15 protein-coding genes and 1 tRNA gene are annotated in these 13,460 nt (G+C 62.7%); 8 read left to right on the plus strand and 8 right to left on the minus strand.

The genetic code is table 11. From position 1 onward, the window contains the following. The first annotated feature begins 27 nt into the window (after nt 1-27). Complete coding sequence (locus AC04PH_RS00070; RefSeq protein ID WP_483063703.1) at nt 28-1,281, plus strand: DNA polymerase IV; 1,254 nt, start codon at nt 28-30, stop codon at nt 1,279-1,281. On the opposite strand, the gene AC04PH_RS00075 is transcribed toward AC04PH_RS00070, so the two are convergent. Both AC04PH_RS00075 and AC04PH_RS00080 read right to left on the minus strand, forming a co-directional pair. Further along, nucleotides 1,278-1,607: a putative quinol monooxygenase gene (locus AC04PH_RS00075; protein ID WP_483063704.1), complete on the minus strand. Its 330-nt coding sequence runs from the start codon at nt 1,605-1,607 to the stop codon at nt 1,278-1,280. The genes AC04PH_RS00070 and AC04PH_RS00075 overlap by 4 nt on opposite strands. Next, on the minus strand, nt 1,604-1,843 hold the full coding sequence (locus AC04PH_RS00080) for a hypothetical protein (RefSeq protein ID WP_483063705.1): 240 nt from the start codon (nt 1,841-1,843) through the stop codon (nt 1,604-1,606). The genes AC04PH_RS00075 and AC04PH_RS00080 overlap by 4 nt, the downstream gene beginning before the upstream one ends. Here AC04PH_RS00080 and AC04PH_RS00085 point away from each other — a divergent pair. Next, nucleotides 1,842-3,362 (plus strand): ABC-F family ATP-binding cassette domain-containing protein, encoded by a 1,521-nt coding sequence (locus AC04PH_RS00085; RefSeq protein ID WP_483063706.1) that lies wholly within the window; start codon nt 1,842-1,844, stop codon nt 3,360-3,362. The two genes, AC04PH_RS00080 and AC04PH_RS00085, sit on opposite strands and share 2 nt — an antisense overlap. Then, nucleotides 3,359-3,649 carry a hypothetical protein gene (locus AC04PH_RS00090; RefSeq protein ID WP_483063707.1) on the plus strand — a complete coding sequence of 97 codons (291 nt, stop codon included), beginning with the start codon at nt 3,359-3,361 and terminating at the stop codon, nt 3,647-3,649. The genes AC04PH_RS00085 and AC04PH_RS00090 overlap by 4 nt, the downstream gene beginning before the upstream one ends. Here the strand turns inward: AC04PH_RS00090 and AC04PH_RS00095 are convergent. Then, on the minus strand, nt 3,628-4,491 hold the full coding sequence (locus AC04PH_RS00095; protein ID WP_483063708.1) for an N-formylglutamate amidohydrolase: 864 nt from the start codon (nt 4,489-4,491) through the stop codon (nt 3,628-3,630). The genes AC04PH_RS00090 and AC04PH_RS00095 overlap by 22 nt on opposite strands. A 153-nt stretch (nt 4,492-4,644) precedes the next feature. Between AC04PH_RS00095 and AC04PH_RS00100 the strand changes: the two genes are divergently transcribed. The 5 genes from AC04PH_RS00100 (at nt 4,645) to AC04PH_RS00120 (ending at nt 8,627) form a co-directional block, all read left to right on the plus strand. Continuing rightward, nucleotides 4,645-4,719 (plus strand) — tRNA-Val (locus tag AC04PH_RS00100). 79 nt (nt 4,720-4,798) lie between these two features. Further along, nucleotides 4,799-4,924 (plus strand): type B 50S ribosomal protein L36, encoded by a 126-nt coding sequence (gene ykgO / locus AC04PH_RS00105; RefSeq protein ID WP_010141322.1) that lies wholly within the window; start codon nt 4,799-4,801, stop codon nt 4,922-4,924. Nucleotides 4,925-5,094: 170 nt separating this feature from the next. After that, the gene (locus tag AC04PH_RS00110; RefSeq protein WP_483063709.1) at nt 5,095-6,321 is read left to right on the plus strand and encodes a cation:proton antiporter; all 1,227 of its coding nucleotides are present in this window, start codon (nt 5,095-5,097) and stop codon (nt 6,319-6,321) included. A 180-nt stretch (nt 6,322-6,501) separates the two neighbouring features. Next, a complete protein-coding gene (locus AC04PH_RS00115) occupies nt 6,502-7,215 on the plus strand; it encodes a hypothetical protein (protein ID WP_483063710.1) in 714 nt (237 codons plus the stop codon). Between the two features lie 146 nt (nt 7,216-7,361). Beyond that, nucleotides 7,362-8,627: a DVUA0089 family protein gene (locus AC04PH_RS00120; RefSeq protein ID WP_483063711.1), complete on the plus strand. Its 1,266-nt coding sequence runs from the start codon at nt 7,362-7,364 to the stop codon at nt 8,625-8,627. A 58-nt stretch (nt 8,628-8,685) separates the two neighbouring features. Here AC04PH_RS00120 and AC04PH_RS00125 read toward each other — a convergent pair whose 3' ends face one another. From AC04PH_RS00125 to AC04PH_RS00145, 5 genes are all read right to left on the minus strand, one after another. Next, nucleotides 8,686-9,141 carry a GNAT family N-acetyltransferase gene (locus AC04PH_RS00125; protein WP_483063712.1) on the minus strand — a complete coding sequence of 152 codons (456 nt, stop codon included), beginning with the start codon at nt 9,139-9,141 and terminating at the stop codon, nt 8,686-8,688. Nucleotides 9,142-9,149: 8 nt separating this feature from the next. After that, entirely contained in the window at nt 9,150-10,805 is a 1,656-nt protein-coding gene (locus AC04PH_RS00130; RefSeq protein WP_483063713.1) for a peptidoglycan-binding domain-containing protein, read from the minus strand. A 15-nt stretch (nt 10,806-10,820) separates the two neighbouring features. Continuing rightward, nucleotides 10,821-12,023, minus strand: a complete 1,203-nt coding sequence (locus AC04PH_RS00135; RefSeq protein ID WP_483063714.1) for a phenylacetate--CoA ligase family protein — start codon at nt 12,021-12,023, stop codon at nt 10,821-10,823. A 93-nt stretch (nt 12,024-12,116) separates the two neighbouring features. Next, nucleotides 12,117-12,626, minus strand: coding sequence for a class I SAM-dependent methyltransferase (locus AC04PH_RS00140; RefSeq protein WP_483063715.1), 510 nt, complete (start codon nt 12,624-12,626; stop codon nt 12,117-12,119). After that, the gene (locus AC04PH_RS00145; RefSeq protein WP_483063716.1) at nt 12,626-13,450 is read right to left on the minus strand and encodes an ABC transporter ATP-binding protein; all 825 of its coding nucleotides are present in this window, start codon (nt 13,448-13,450) and stop codon (nt 12,626-12,628) included. The genes AC04PH_RS00140 and AC04PH_RS00145 overlap by 1 nt, the downstream gene beginning before the upstream one ends. Between the last annotated feature and the right edge of the window lie 10 nt (nt 13,451-13,460).

The raw sequence follows: 13,460 nt of genomic DNA on the forward strand, positions 1-13,460 counted from the left end.
TCGCCGCACAGGCCCTATCTTTGCGCCATGCCCGCCCTTTGCCGTGACTGTCTGACCATATTCGACGATGGTCGCCGCTGCCCCGCCTGCCGCAGCCCGCGCATTACTGCACACCCCGAACTCTTCGATTTGAGCATCGCGCATATGGACTGCGATGCGTTCTATGCATCCGTCGAGAAGCGCGACAATCCCGACCTGGCCGACAAACCCGTCATTATCGGTGGTGGCAGACGCGGTGTGGTTTCCACCGCGTGCTACGTCGCCCGGATCAAGGGCGTCAAATCCGCGATGCCGATGTTCCAGGCGCTGAAACTCTGTCCCGACGCGATCGTCGTGAAGCCCCGGTTCGACGCCTATGTCGAGGCTTCCCGCGCGATCCGCACGATGATGGACGACCTGACCCCGGTCGTCGAACCGCTGTCTCTGGATGAGGCATTCATGGACATGACCGGCACCGCGCGCCTGCATGGCGCGCCACCTGCCGTGATGCTCGCCCGCCTGATCAAGCGCATGAAGGAGGAGGTCGGGTTGACCGGCTCCATAGGCCTGTCCCACAACAAATTCCTGGCCAAGGTCGCGTCCGACCTGCAAAAACCGCGCGGGTTCTCGATCATTGGGAAAGAGGAAACTACCGCCTTTCTGCGACCAAAATCCGTGCGGCTGATCTGGGGTATCGGCCCTGCCGCGCAGGACAGCCTGAACAAGGCCGGCATCCGCACCTTCGACGATCTGCTGCGCTGGGACAGGCGTGATTTGCACGATCGCTTCGGCGGCATGGGCGAACGGCTCTACTCCCTGGCCCGCGGCGAGGATGGCCGCCGCATTTCCAACAACACGCCGGTCAAGGGCCTGTCGAACGAAACCACGTTCAACGAAGACACAGGCGATATCGACATCCTCGATGGTCACCTCTGGCGGATGGCGGAGAAGGTCTCCGCCCGCGCCAAGGCAAAGGACAAGGCAGGGCTGATCGTGACGCTGAAGCTCAAGACATCCGATTTTAAGCTGATCTCCAAGCGGCAAAGCCTGCGACACCCCACCCAGATGGCCGACACGATCTACCGCACCGCCCGCGGACTTTTTGATCAGGTCAGTGATCGCGGTCCGTTCCGTTTGCTGGGCGTCGGAATCTCGCAACTCGCCGGGGCAAGCGACGCCGACCGCGAAGGCGATCTGCTCGATCCCGACGCCGGAAAACGGGCCGCGGCCGAAAAGGCGGCGGATCACATCCGTGCGAAGTTCGGCAAGGACGCGATCATCAAGGGCCGCGCGTTGCGCTAGTCCGCAAAGACGTTCGGTTTCCCTGCCAGCAATATGGAGTCCATTTCCATCAAGCGCAGCGATTTTACCATATCTTGCGTTCCCGACTTGTAGGTCAAGAAGTGCGGACTGGCCAAGTGCGCCTCATAAGCGGCTTGATCAGCATAAACCTCTAGCAACCGAAAAGTCGTCGACGACCCTTTGACTGACTGCGCACACAGCATCAGGACACCAGGTTCAATTGCGACCGCGGCATTGATTTCAGCAACGAGCAACGCGCGATAACTGTCGATCTGTTCCGGATCAATCTCGATCTCGGCCATTCGGACCAATGGTGTATCTGTCATCGAATTTCCTTCGTATTGCCAATCGCGAGAGCCAATTCTATTCTTGCCATGATATTGACACCGACAACAGGAGGACCCGCGCTGATATGACAATCAACCGTCGCCTTCAGCATGGTCCCCGTGATGCCCTGCAAATGCGTTTGCAGGGCGGATAACGGGTCACGCAAGTCACCCATGGTCTGCCCTTGAACGGCGCCCTTGCGCGCCGCATCACTCTTTCCGGACCGACCAGACATGACCCTTCTCAATATCCGCAACCTTGGTGTGACCCTTGGAACGCCGCTCTTCACAGGCCTCGACCTGACCCTCAACAAGGGCGACAGGCTCGGCCTCGTCGCGGCCAACGGCGTCGGTAAATCGACTCTGCTGGCCTGCATCGACGGCACGACAGACCCCACCATAGGCGACATCACGACCGCGCGCGGCCTGCGCATCGGCCACGTCCGCCAGCATGTCCCTGACTCTGATCTTTCGAAAAAGCTCTACGATCTCGTCCTTTCCGCCCTGCCACCCGATCAGGCGGACTATGAAAGCTGGCGCGTCGATGTCGTGCTCGACGATCTCGCAATTCCTTTCGACCTACATCAGCGTCCCCTGTCGGAACTCTCCGGCGGATGGCAGCGCACCGCGATGCTCGCCGCCACCTGGGTCACCGAACCCGAGGTGCTGATGCTGGACGAGCCGACCAACCATCTCGATCTGACCCGCATCGGCCTGCTGCAGAAATGGCTCGAAGGCCTGCCCCGCGACACCGCCGTCATTCTGACCAGCCACGACCGCGCATTTCTGGACGAGGTGACGACCCGCACGCTGTTCCTGCGCGCCGAGACGTCGCGTGATTTCGCCCTGCCCTATACCCGCGCCCGCGATGCGCTCGACGATGCAGACGCCGCCGACGAACGCCGTTTCACCAACGAGATGCGGCAGGCGCAACAATTGCGCAAGCAGGCCGCCAAGCTGAAAAACATCGGCATCAATTCTGGCTCCGATTTGCTGGTAAAAAAGACCAAACAACTGTCCGACCGCGCGGAAGCGATGGAAGCGGCGGCAAAGCCCGCCTACCGAGAACATAACGCCGGTGACATTCGGCTCGGCAACTCCGGCACCCACGCCAAGGCGCTGGTCACTTTTGAAGATATTGTGGTGCGAGCCCCAGACGGTCGTGAACTTTACCGGACCGGGCAGAAATGGATCAGCCGGGGTGATCGTGTCTTGCTGCTGGGGCGCAACGGCGCGGGCAAGACGCAGCTTGTGCGGATGATCCACCACGCGCTGACCGGCGGGGACAGCCCGATCAAGCATGCACCATCTGTGGTGCTCGGCTACTCCGATCAGGGGCTGTCACAGCTCGACCCGGCGCAAAGCCCGATGCAGACGATCACCCACCGGTTCGACGTCGGTGACCAGCGCGCCCGCGGTTTGCTGGCAGGCGCAGGTATGTCGATCCAGATGCAGGACACGCCGCTGGCGAAACTCTCCGGCGGGCAAAAGGCGCGGCTTGCGATGCTGGTGCTGCGCCTGACGCACCCGAACTTCTATCTTCTGGACGAGCCGACCAACCACCTGGACATCGATGGGCAGGAGGCGCTGGAAGACGAACTCGTCGCCCACGGCGCGTCCTGTCTGCTGGTCAGCCACGACCGCAGTTTCGTGCGCGCCACAGCCAACCGTTTCTGGCTGGTCGACCGCAAGCGCCTGATCGAGATCGACGACCCCGAACCGTTCTTCGCAAGCGAACTGGCGGGGATCGCATGAGGATCAAACGCACACTCAAGGCGATTGCGACAGGCACGATCCTCGCCGCCATTACCTTTTTCGCGTTGTCGTCATGGCAGGTTGTGCCGATCCTTGACGCGACCGTCTGTTCGGAATCACCGGTCGGCTTCTACCGATTCCAGCTCGTGAATTATGAAATGACCGCCTATGCTGGCGCGGAGCTGCAGTTCGGGCGGGTCTATGGGGATATTTTCGACATGCTGGACTATGTGCTCTTTAGCCATACGTTCTGCGATCCGCTGGATTACTCCGCCGCGACCCGCTGACTCTGGTCACGTCCGATCTCGGCAATCTCGGCAATCACACCGGATAACCGCGCCCTGAACGCGTCGAAGTCGCTGTGCGGTTCCAGCGTTCGCTCGTCCATGTAAAGCGCCCGGTCCAGTTCCACCTGCACCGCGTGTTGCCGGCGTGTCGGACGGCCGTATTGCTGCGTGATATAGGCACCCGCAAACGGCATGTTGCGCGCCACGCGGAACCCAGCGGCGGCAAAGGCCGCCTCTACCCGTTCCACGATTGACGCGGCGGCGGCGGCACCGAATCTGTCGCCCAGCACCACATCGGGCCGCGTCGCACCGGGTGGGCCGACATTGGAAAGCGCCTCGTGCGGCATCGAATGGCAGTCGATCAGGATCGCCTCGCCAAAGCTGTTCTGGCTCTGGTCCAGCAACGTCTGCAACTGATCGTGATAGGGGCGCCAATATTGCGACAGACGCCCGTGCGCTTCGGCCAGTGTCAGCTTGCCGCGATAGATCGCCTGCCCGTTTGCAACCACGCGCGGGATCACACCCAGCCCGCTGGCCACACGCGGGTTGTGCGACATCCGCCGCACGCCCTCGATCAGGGCCGGGTCCAGTTCCTCCGGTCCGCGGTTGAGATCCAGAAAGGCGCGCGGGGCGCTGGCGTGCAGAAACGGTGCCCCGTGGCGCGATGCGGCTGCGAACAGCTTGTCGACATGCGCATCTTCCGAAGACCGTATCTGCTTCTCGTCCAGAACTGCCTTGCGCAGAAACGGCCCGGGATAGTCACGCCCGGAGTGCGGCGAGGCGAAAACCACGCTCGTCGTCCGCCGTCGCGGCTGGTCGAGATGATAGGCTGTCGGGGTCATGGGGCACCTTCCTGCTCCTGATACTAGCCTATAACAGGCATTTGCCAAAAGCCCTTGATCCCCTCTCCGACTCCTTTTATAGACCGCACACCTGACGCGGTTCGCCCGCGTCCTGTTTCGTTATGGGGCGCAGGTTAAATCGTTGAAGAATATGGATGATTAGCTCAGCGGTAGAGCACTTCGTTGACATCGAAGGGGTCACTGGTTCGATCCCAGTATCGTCCACCATGATTTCACCGGGTCGCCTGACGTCCCGTCACTGCAACCCAAGGCGCATCGCCGCGCCGCGACAAGAAGGACCGAACACATGAAAGTTCGCAACTCCCTCCGCTCGCTCAAGCAGCGTCATCGCGATTGCCGCGTCGTGCGCCGTAAGGGCCGCGTCTATGTGATCAACAAGACGCAGCGCCGGTTCAAGGCCCGTCAGGGCTAAGACCTGCATCGCAGCATACTTCAGAAAGGGTCGCACCGCCGGTGCGGCCCTTTTTTGCTGCGCGATCACCTGAACCGGAGCGGCGACAGCGGCACCATCGCTGACAGCCGCCCTGATCGGCGCTATCGTGCAAGCGCGGCCAAAGCACAACAACAGGAACAGACGCCCCGATGTCACATCTTTCCTACGATCTGGCCCTGATCGCGATCCTGATCTGCATCTTCGCCTACTCGGTGCTGACCAACGTCATCGCAAGGTCGCTTTTGACGCTGCCGATGCTTTTCATGGCCGCGGGGTTCCTGATCTCGACCGCGCTCGGATCGCCCGATGTGCCGGCCCCGATCGAGAACGGCAAACGCCTGCTGGCCGAAATCACACTTGTCCTCGTACTCTTTTCCGACGCGAGCCATGTTCGTGTCAAATCGCTGCGGCGTGCCTACGCAATCCCGTGCCGCATGTTGCTGATCGGCCTGCCATTGACCATCGCGCTGGGCACGCTGGTCGCCATCCTGATCAGCCCATCGGGCGGCTGGGCGATGGCACTGCTGACCGCGGCGGTGCTGACACCGACGGATGCGGCTTTGGGTCAAACCGTCGTTTCCAGCAGCGATGTCCCCGAATATCTGCGCCAGACGATCAACGTCGAAAGCGGGCTGAACGACGGTCTGGTGCTGCCCTTCGTACTGTTCGGCGCAATTCTCGCATCAGCGGGCATGACCGACGCCAGCACCGAAGGACTCGCCACGCAGGCGCTCGTCCAGATCATTCTTGGCCCCGTCGCGGGCATCGCCATCGGCTGGCTTGGCGCACGGGCGATGGGTGCGGCACAGAACAAGCGTCTGATCGCCGAACCCGCAGGCGGCGTTGCGTTCCTAGCCGTCGCGTTTCTGGCGTTCCTCAGTGCCGAAATCATCGGCGGAAACGGCTTTATCGCGGCCTTTGTCGGCGGCATGGTCTTCGGCAACACCTACCGTCACGACATCCGTTTTATCGGCGAGTTCATGGAGGGCGTCGGCCAACTCCTCACCATGTTCGCCTTCCTTGTGTTCGGCGCGCTTCTATTGCCCGCCGGGCTGGCACATATGTCATGGGACGCGGTCTTGTTGGCGGTTCTGTTCCTGACTGTCGTGCGCATCGTTCCGATCGGCCTTTCTCTGACCGGCACCGGTATGGCGTGGCGCCACAAGCTGTTTCTGGGCTGGTTCGGGCCGCGCGGTCTGGCGTCTATTCTTTTCACCCTGATCATGATGGATGAATTCGACTTCCCCGGCGAAGAGGAATTGCTGGCCTGCGTCTCGATGACGGTATCGCTGTCGATTGTGCTGCACGGCATGTCGGCCGCGCCGCTGTCGCGGTGGCTCGGAAAGGGAGAGTCCGCGCAGCATGGCGGCGGGTGATACCGCCAGAAGTGCAATTCTCGAAATTCGTTATTTGAATGGTATGTCTTGTGCTAAAGATGTCGTGAATTAAAACACGGGGTCGCCATGCGCAATTCAATTCGAACAATCTTCACGCTCTGCTCCTGCATCACTCTGGCCGCGTGCGGCGGTGGCGGCGCAGGCGACGGACCCGAAACCATGACGGTGCGCCCAGAAATCCGGACCAGCGGTGCCGCAAATCTGGCCTATGACCCCGAAACCGGCAACCTGTCCCGCGGATTGACGCTGGCGTCCGCCGCAACCCACCCCCAGCGCGTCACAGGCACACCAAATATCCTGACACCCGACCCCGCGGGAAGCAGCTACACCGTGCGCGCCAACGGCGGCGGGGTATTTGCCTTTGCCTTCGCGACGAACGATACGTCGAACGGCGTTTCGGGGACCCTATATGGGCGCGCCGCCACAGCCGAACTGCCCATAACCGGTGCCGCGACGATGACCGGCGAATATCGCGGGCTGCTTGTCGTCGACCGGCCGCAGGACAACAACCGCGACCAGGTGAACAACTTTGTCTCGGGCGACGTCTCCTTGAATATCAACTTTACCGACGATCTGATCAGCGGGCTGATCTCGGAGCGCCGGATCGGTGATATCGAAACCGGCCTGCTTTATACCGACCCCAACGCGACATTCTATGAATCGAACGATGTGATCCTGCAGCAGGCGCAGATCGACGGCACCGGTCTCTTTTCCGGCACGACGGCAGGCGGCGGGTTGCAAAGCAATACCTATACCAGCCCGAACCGCGCCGGAACCTATGCAGGTGCGATAGGCGAGCAAAGCACCGCTGGCCTGTTTTCGATGGCGACGACACCCCTGACGACCGAAATGGGCGCGTTTTTCGCACGATAGGACCGCGCAACCTTTAGGTCAGGGACTTCACGCAACGGGGCGGGTATTCCTGACCTCCGCCACCTTTGCCCTAGCCAGTCGCGCGGCGTTCGGACTAGGCTGATGCAATCTTGAAGCAAGACACCAATAGTGAGGGGATATTTCTCATGACTTCTAATGGACTGAAATCGACAGCACTGGCCACTGCAATGATAGGGCTGGCCGCACCGGCGATGGCGCAGGACCTGTGCGGCGGGGCCGGGGCCGGCGGCCAGTGGATCGGCGGCGACGAAGCCTCGTCCGACATCGCGACGGCTGGCACCTATCAGGAACAGATGGCGCTGGTTCTGGGCGGCAACGAATACGTGTCCCTCTTTACCCTCTCCGCACCGTCCCAGGTCCGGGTCGAGGCCGAGGGCCGCGGCGCCGGTGATCCGCTCATCGACCTGCTCGACGCCAATGGCAACATCATCCTGTCCGACGACGACAGCGGCGGCAACGGGGCCGCACGCGGCGAAACCATGCTGGACCCCGGCACCTACTGCATGGCCATGCAAAGCTACGACGGCGCACCGATGACCGCCTTCGTGCGCATCGGTCTGACCAGCCACGAGGCGCTGACCGAGGGTGTCGGCGGCACGGATCCTGTCGTGACACCGACAGACCCGCCCACCGACACGGTTGTCGATGTGCCGCTCAACGAAAGCGGTGAATGCGCCAACGGTATCCAGATCGGCGGCAATACAGACATCGCCGGTGGCTACAGCGATACCCGCTCCGTCGATGAAAACGGTTTCTACCGGTTCACGCTCAGCGCCCCGATGGCTGTGAGCATCACGGCTGAAAACGAAAATGCCGATCCGGTTCTCACCCTTTATGACGGGGCGGAAAACTATATCTCCGAAAACGATGATTTCGACGGGCTGAACTCACGGCTCGACATGCAGACACCGCTGGCCGCGGGCGACTATTGTATCGCCCTGACCGCGCTGAACGACACCTCGCTGCCGATCACCGTCAGCGTGTCGGAGTTCGATCCGGCCGCCGCATTGACGGCGCTCTATGACCGGGGCGAGGCGGCACCGCCGCTCGATGGCTCGGTGCCTGTCACAAATCTCGGCACGCTCGACAATCGTATGCGTCAGGACGCGCAGATCGCGACCAAGGTCACCTGGTTCAGCGTCGATATCGACGAACCCGGTCTGATGATCATCGAGGCGCTTTCTGCAGGCGACGCCGGTGATCCCTGGATCATCGTCTATGACGATCTGGGGCGCGAGGTCGCGCAGAACGACGACTATGGCAATAGCCTGAACAGCCTCGTCGCCGCCCGCGTGTCCACCGGCAGCTATATCGTCGGTGTCGGTGACATCAACGAAAACACGTCGAACTTCGGACGACTCCTGTTCGAGCGTTATGTGCCCGCACGCTGACGTCAGCTTAATCTCTAAAAATCACCCCGTCCGCACCTGCGGGCGGGGTTATTCATGGTCAGGACAGCATCTTGCACATGACGGCCCATGGCCCCTCGTCATCATCCACGCACCGCAACGGATGCCAGCCCGCGCGTTGCAACAGCGCCGCGGCATCGCGCGTCGTCGCATATATCTTGGTAGCTCCCCGCCGCGCTGCAAGATCGCAAACCGCCGCTGCCAGTGCGGTCGCGACACCCTGCTTCCGATACGCTGCGGCCACACATAATCCGTTCAGCCAATAATACTCATCCGGCGCTGCACCGTGCGACGATCGGTCAAGCGCGGCCGTTCCGATTACCGATGCGTCCAGTCCTATCGCCACGACACCAAGCGGCAGATGGTTCCCATTCGCGCGGCGGACGACGTCATCATCCGCGTCCCCAAGACCGCCGTCACCGTAGTGTGATGGCCAGCAGTCACGCATCAGCGCCGCCGCCTGCGCGCGATGCGCAGCGTTATCGCCCAACGCCATGATCCGCATCAGTCGCCCAGCGATTGCAGCCCGTCGGCCAGAAGACGGGCGACCGTCTGCTCGTTCAGATACCCCGTCGGATCAAGCGATCTGTCCTGCTGGAACGCCCGGATCGCGGCCCGCGTCCGGTCGTCGAACGTTCCGTCCACCCGGCCCGGCTCCAGCCCGATCTGCGACAGCCGTGCCTCGATCAACCGCAGCGTAATCGCGTTCAGGCCCAACGCCGCTTCCAGCCGGTCCTCTCCCGCGGCAGCGGCCTGGGCGGGGGCTTGAAGGGCCGCTATCCGCGCGCGCGCCTCGGCGGCCAGCGCACCTTGCGGAAATGCTCGCAGATAGGTCTGATAGGCGGCTACCGTGTCGCGTGCCGCCGCGATTTCCCATCCGGCGCGATCCTCCCCTTCCGCTGCCGCCCGCTTTTCGTCTTCGATCGCGCGCAGCAACTCCTGCGCCTGTGACGCATAGGTTCCGTCGGGGTAGCGCTCAAGATAGGCGCGCAACCCCGGTTCGTCGCCCTGCGCCCCGGTTTCATCCCAATAGGCCTGATCCAGCCGCAGACGCTCCTGTCGTGCGCGTTCGGCCTCGGCCTCAAGCTCTGCCGACCGGCGTGCGGCCTGCGCATCCAGCCGGTTGATCTGCTCGCGCGTCAGATAGGTCGTCTGCGGATAACCGTTCTGCTGCTGCCAGTTCTGGACCGCACTCCGCGTGCCGGGGCCGAAAATGCCGTCGATCCCGCGCGGGTCGAAATTCAGTAGCGTCAGATCACGCTGCACGTCCCGCCGGTCGTCACGGCTCAGGTCCAGCGCCTCTTCGGCCAGCCGCGCCGCGCGGTTCGGCTCGTTCTCGATTTCCGCGATCAGCGCCTCCGCGTCTGCCACGAACCGCCCCCCGGGATAGCGGGCCAGATAGTTGCGATAGGCCTCGACCGTGTCCAGCGCCCGCGCGCCATCCCACAACGCCTGTTCCGCGGCGGGATCGATCGCAACCGGGTTCGCGTCAGGCGTGGCGATTTCCGCCCCGGCGGGCACGAACGCAAGTTGCAGCGGCAGGAAGCCCGCGCCCGACAATCCCCTGCTGTCCGCGATCAGCCGCGCAATATCCGCGCCCGGCTGTACCGCATCGGTCACGAAATCGCGAATGTCGCCGGGGTCCCCCAGCACGACAGTCACCCCCTGCGGAATGTCCAGCGTGCCGACGCCCTCGCGCAGAAACCGGTCATAGGCATCGTCCTCGGCCGTATCGACGCCCAGCGCCAGCACCGCGCGGCCGGGCGATCCGCCCATCAGCCTTAGGATGCTTTCCACCGACACCGCTCCGTCCATCGCAAAGAACGACGGCAGCTCCGTATCGACGGGCAGGAACCAACTGCGCCCACCGTCCGTCGCGAAATGCCCCGCCAGCGCCACGATAATCCGGTCATTCGCGCCGATCGTGGGAACGAACGCCTGAATGGCGTCGCGCATCTGCGCACCGTCGGCATTGCTGGCGGACTGAACGGTGAATCCAACAGCCCCGAACGCCTCCGCCCCTGAACGCAACCCGTCCGCACCTACCACCTGATCCAGCGCCTCATATCGCGTGTTGCCGATCATCAGCGCGGCGTCATCGGCAAGCAACGGCGTGGCCGCCGTCAGCATCAGGGTCAGGGTCAGGGTCATCAGGCGCATGGCGGTCTCCGGCTTTCAGGTTTCGTAGGTGCGACGGTCCTCGATCACGATTCCATCGCGCGGCAATGTATCGGGGTCACAACACGTCACCGTCCCTTTCAGTTTCAGCACGTCCTTGACGGCGGCAGCAATCGCGTCTGCATCCAGCCCGGTGCCCTCGACCTGCACCGCCATCGTGTCGCTGTCGCCGTCACGATCCGCGATCACGCGCGCGCGGGTTGCCCCGTCGATATGCGCGACCAAAGTGGCGACCTGCTCCGGCCGCACGAACATCCCCTTGATCTTGGTTGTCTGATCGGCGCGGCCCATCCAGCCCTTGATACGCATGTTGGTTCGCCCGCAGGGACTTTGCCCCGGCAGCACAGCACTCAGATCACCGGTAGCAAAGCGGATCAGCGGATAGTCCGGATTCAGCGAAGTGACGACGACTTCGCCCACCTCGCCCTCCGGCACGGGATCGCCGGTGCCGGGTGTGACGATCTCGACGATCACACCCTCGTCGACCACCAGCCCTTCGCCGGGCATCGTCTCATAGGCGACGTTGCCCAGATCGGCGGTGGCATACGCCTGTAGGCAGGTGATCCCACGATCCGTATAAAGCTGCCGCAACTGCGGGAACAAAGCTCCACCAGACACCGCCGCCTTGCTGAACTTCAGCGCGACACCCATCGCGTCGGCCTTTTCCAGAATGACCTTCAGATAATCCGGCGTCCCGGCGTAGGCCGTGCAGCCGATGGCTGCCGCCGCCTGTACCTGCAACTCGGTCTGCCCGGTGCCGGCGGGCAGCACCACGGCCCCCACCGCCCGCGCGCCGTTCTCGAACATCGTGCCGGCGGGCGTGAGGTGATAGCCGAAACAGTTCTGGACGATATCGCCCTTGCCGATCCCGCAAGCGGTCAGGAACCGCGCGAACCGCCACCAGTCGGTGCTGCTGCCACCGGGTTCGTAAATCGGACCGGGCGACTGGAACACATGGCTGATGTCACCCACGGCCATACCACCGAACGGCGGGTTCTCGGTCTGCCATTTCACAAGGTCCGATTTACGCAGCACTGGCAGGTGGCGCAGGTCATCCAATGTTTTGACCCGGTCGCCACCTGTCAGGCAAGACTGCGGCTGTGCTTCCACCCTCCTGATCTGCTCTAACAGTTCCGATAGCTGGGCAGTCTCCCGATCCGCCTGGCTCCGGGTCTCCAGATCGCTGTAGAAAGTGGTCATGCGCAGTCTCCCGTCAGTTCCACCCCCACACTGGCGAACCTGACAGGCCGACGCTGGGGGATGTATGCGTTGCTATTCAATATCACAGGCGTATCAGCCGCGCCGGGCGAAGAGGCATCCTTTCGCGTCCCGCGTGATACGCCAGTCCGCGGCGTCGCCCGTGAGCACGTCCCGAAACCGCTGCATGTTGGATGTCTCGTCCGCGATCAGCAGATGCGCCCGTGCTGCGGCGTGGGCCAGCAACCGCGGCAAGACCATCGCCTGATCGTCGGGCGCCAGCATATGCAACGTGCGGTCGATCAGGATCACGTCAAAGAGGCCCTCAGGCCGATAGTCGCATACATCCGCAACGATCGCGGTGATCGGCAATCCCTCCGCCCGCGCGTCCTTCTCAAGATCGGCGATCCCCGCCGCCGACAAATCGACGGCGACGACCTCATGTCCGGCCCGCGCGATAAACAGGGCGTCGCGCCCCTGCCCGCAGCCCACGTCCAGCACCCGCAAAGGCGGCGTCAGATCGGCGAAGTAATCGACGAATACCTGCGTCGGCGCACCCAGCGCGTGCCGTTCCTGCGCATAAAGTCCGTCGTAGTCATAGGCCATCAGGCCAGCCAGCGCTTGCGCCGCCGGTAGCTGCGCACATCGCGGAACGATTTGCGGCCCTCGTCGGACATACCCAGATAAAATTCCTTAACGTCCGGGTTCTCGCGCAACTCCTTGGCCGGACCTTCCATCACCACGCGCCCGCTCTCCAGGATATAGCCGTGATGCGCGAACCGCAGCGCGACGTTTGTATTCTGCTCAGCCAGCAGGAAGGACACACCCTCCTTTTCGTTCAGATTCTTCACGATGGTAAAAATCTCTTCGACCAACTGCGGGGCCAGCCCCATCGAAGGCTCGTCCAGCAAAATCGTCTCAGGCCGCGACATCAGTGCGCGCCCGATGGCACACATCTGCTGCTCACCGCCGGAGGTATAGCCCGCCTGGCTCTTGCGCCGCTCGCGCAGGCGCGGGAAATAGTCGTAAACCAGTTCAAGGTCCGCCGCGACGGCCTTGGCCCCCTGCGTCCGGGTATATGCCCCCGTCATCAGGTTTTCCTCGATGGTCAGGTGTTCGAAGCAGTGCCGGCCTTCCATGACCTGAATGACACCGCGTTTCACCAGATCGGATGGAGACGAATCCTGCACCCGCTCCCCGCGATAAAAGATCGACCCTTTGGTCACCTCGCCCCGTTCCGAATGCAGCAGGTTGGAAATCGCTTTCAGCGTCGTGGTCTTGCCCGCACCGTTGCCGCCAAGAAGTGCCGTGATCCCGCCCTTCGGCACGGTCAGCGACACGCCTTTCAACACGAGGATCACGTGATTGTAGATCACCTCGATATTGTTGACCTCGAGCAGGGTCTCGGTCTGCGCAGCATCATCTAGCATGGGGCAACCT

Source organism: Yoonia sp. KMU-150 (assembly GCF_056858355.1).

Excerpts from the sequence above, each read along its gene's own strand:
- AC04PH_RS00130 (WP_483063713.1), bottom strand. The coding sequence starts at position 10,805 with ATGCGCCTGATGACCCTGACCCTGACCCTGATGCTGACGGCGGCCACG.
- AC04PH_RS00095 (WP_483063708.1), bottom strand. The coding sequence starts at position 4,491 with ATGACCCCGACAGCCTATCATCTCGACCAGCCGCGACGGCGGACGACG.
- AC04PH_RS00080 (WP_483063705.1), bottom strand. The coding sequence starts at position 1,843 with ATGTCTGGTCGGTCCGGAAAGAGTGATGCGGCGCGCAAGGGCGCCGTT.
- AC04PH_RS00120 (WP_483063711.1), top strand. The coding sequence starts at position 7,362 with ATGACTTCTAATGGACTGAAATCGACAGCACTGGCCACTGCAATGATA.
- ykgO (WP_010141322.1), top strand. The coding sequence starts at position 4,799 with ATGAAAGTTCGCAACTCCCTCCGCTCGCTCAAGCAGCGTCATCGCGAT.
- AC04PH_RS00070 (WP_483063703.1), top strand. The coding sequence starts at position 28 with ATGCCCGCCCTTTGCCGTGACTGTCTGACCATATTCGACGATGGTCGC.
- AC04PH_RS00125 (WP_483063712.1), bottom strand. The coding sequence starts at position 9,141 with ATGGCGTTGGGCGATAACGCTGCGCATCGCGCGCAGGCGGCGGCGCTG.
- AC04PH_RS00075 (WP_483063704.1), bottom strand. The coding sequence starts at position 1,607 with ATGACAGATACACCATTGGTCCGAATGGCCGAGATCGAGATTGATCCG.
- AC04PH_RS00135 (WP_483063714.1), bottom strand. The coding sequence starts at position 12,023 with ATGACCACTTTCTACAGCGATCTGGAGACCCGGAGCCAGGCGGATCGG.
- AC04PH_RS00145 (WP_483063716.1), bottom strand. The coding sequence starts at position 13,450 with ATGCTAGATGATGCTGCGCAGACCGAGACCCTGCTCGAGGTCAACAAT.
- AC04PH_RS00140 (WP_483063715.1), bottom strand. The coding sequence starts at position 12,626 with ATGGCCTATGACTACGACGGACTTTATGCGCAGGAACGGCACGCGCTG.
- AC04PH_RS00115 (WP_483063710.1), top strand. The coding sequence starts at position 6,502 with ATGACGGTGCGCCCAGAAATCCGGACCAGCGGTGCCGCAAATCTGGCC.
- AC04PH_RS00110 (WP_483063709.1), top strand. The coding sequence starts at position 5,095 with ATGTCACATCTTTCCTACGATCTGGCCCTGATCGCGATCCTGATCTGC.
- AC04PH_RS00085 (WP_483063706.1), top strand. The coding sequence starts at position 1,842 with ATGACCCTTCTCAATATCCGCAACCTTGGTGTGACCCTTGGAACGCCG.
- AC04PH_RS00090 (WP_483063707.1), top strand. The coding sequence starts at position 3,359 with ATGAGGATCAAACGCACACTCAAGGCGATTGCGACAGGCACGATCCTC.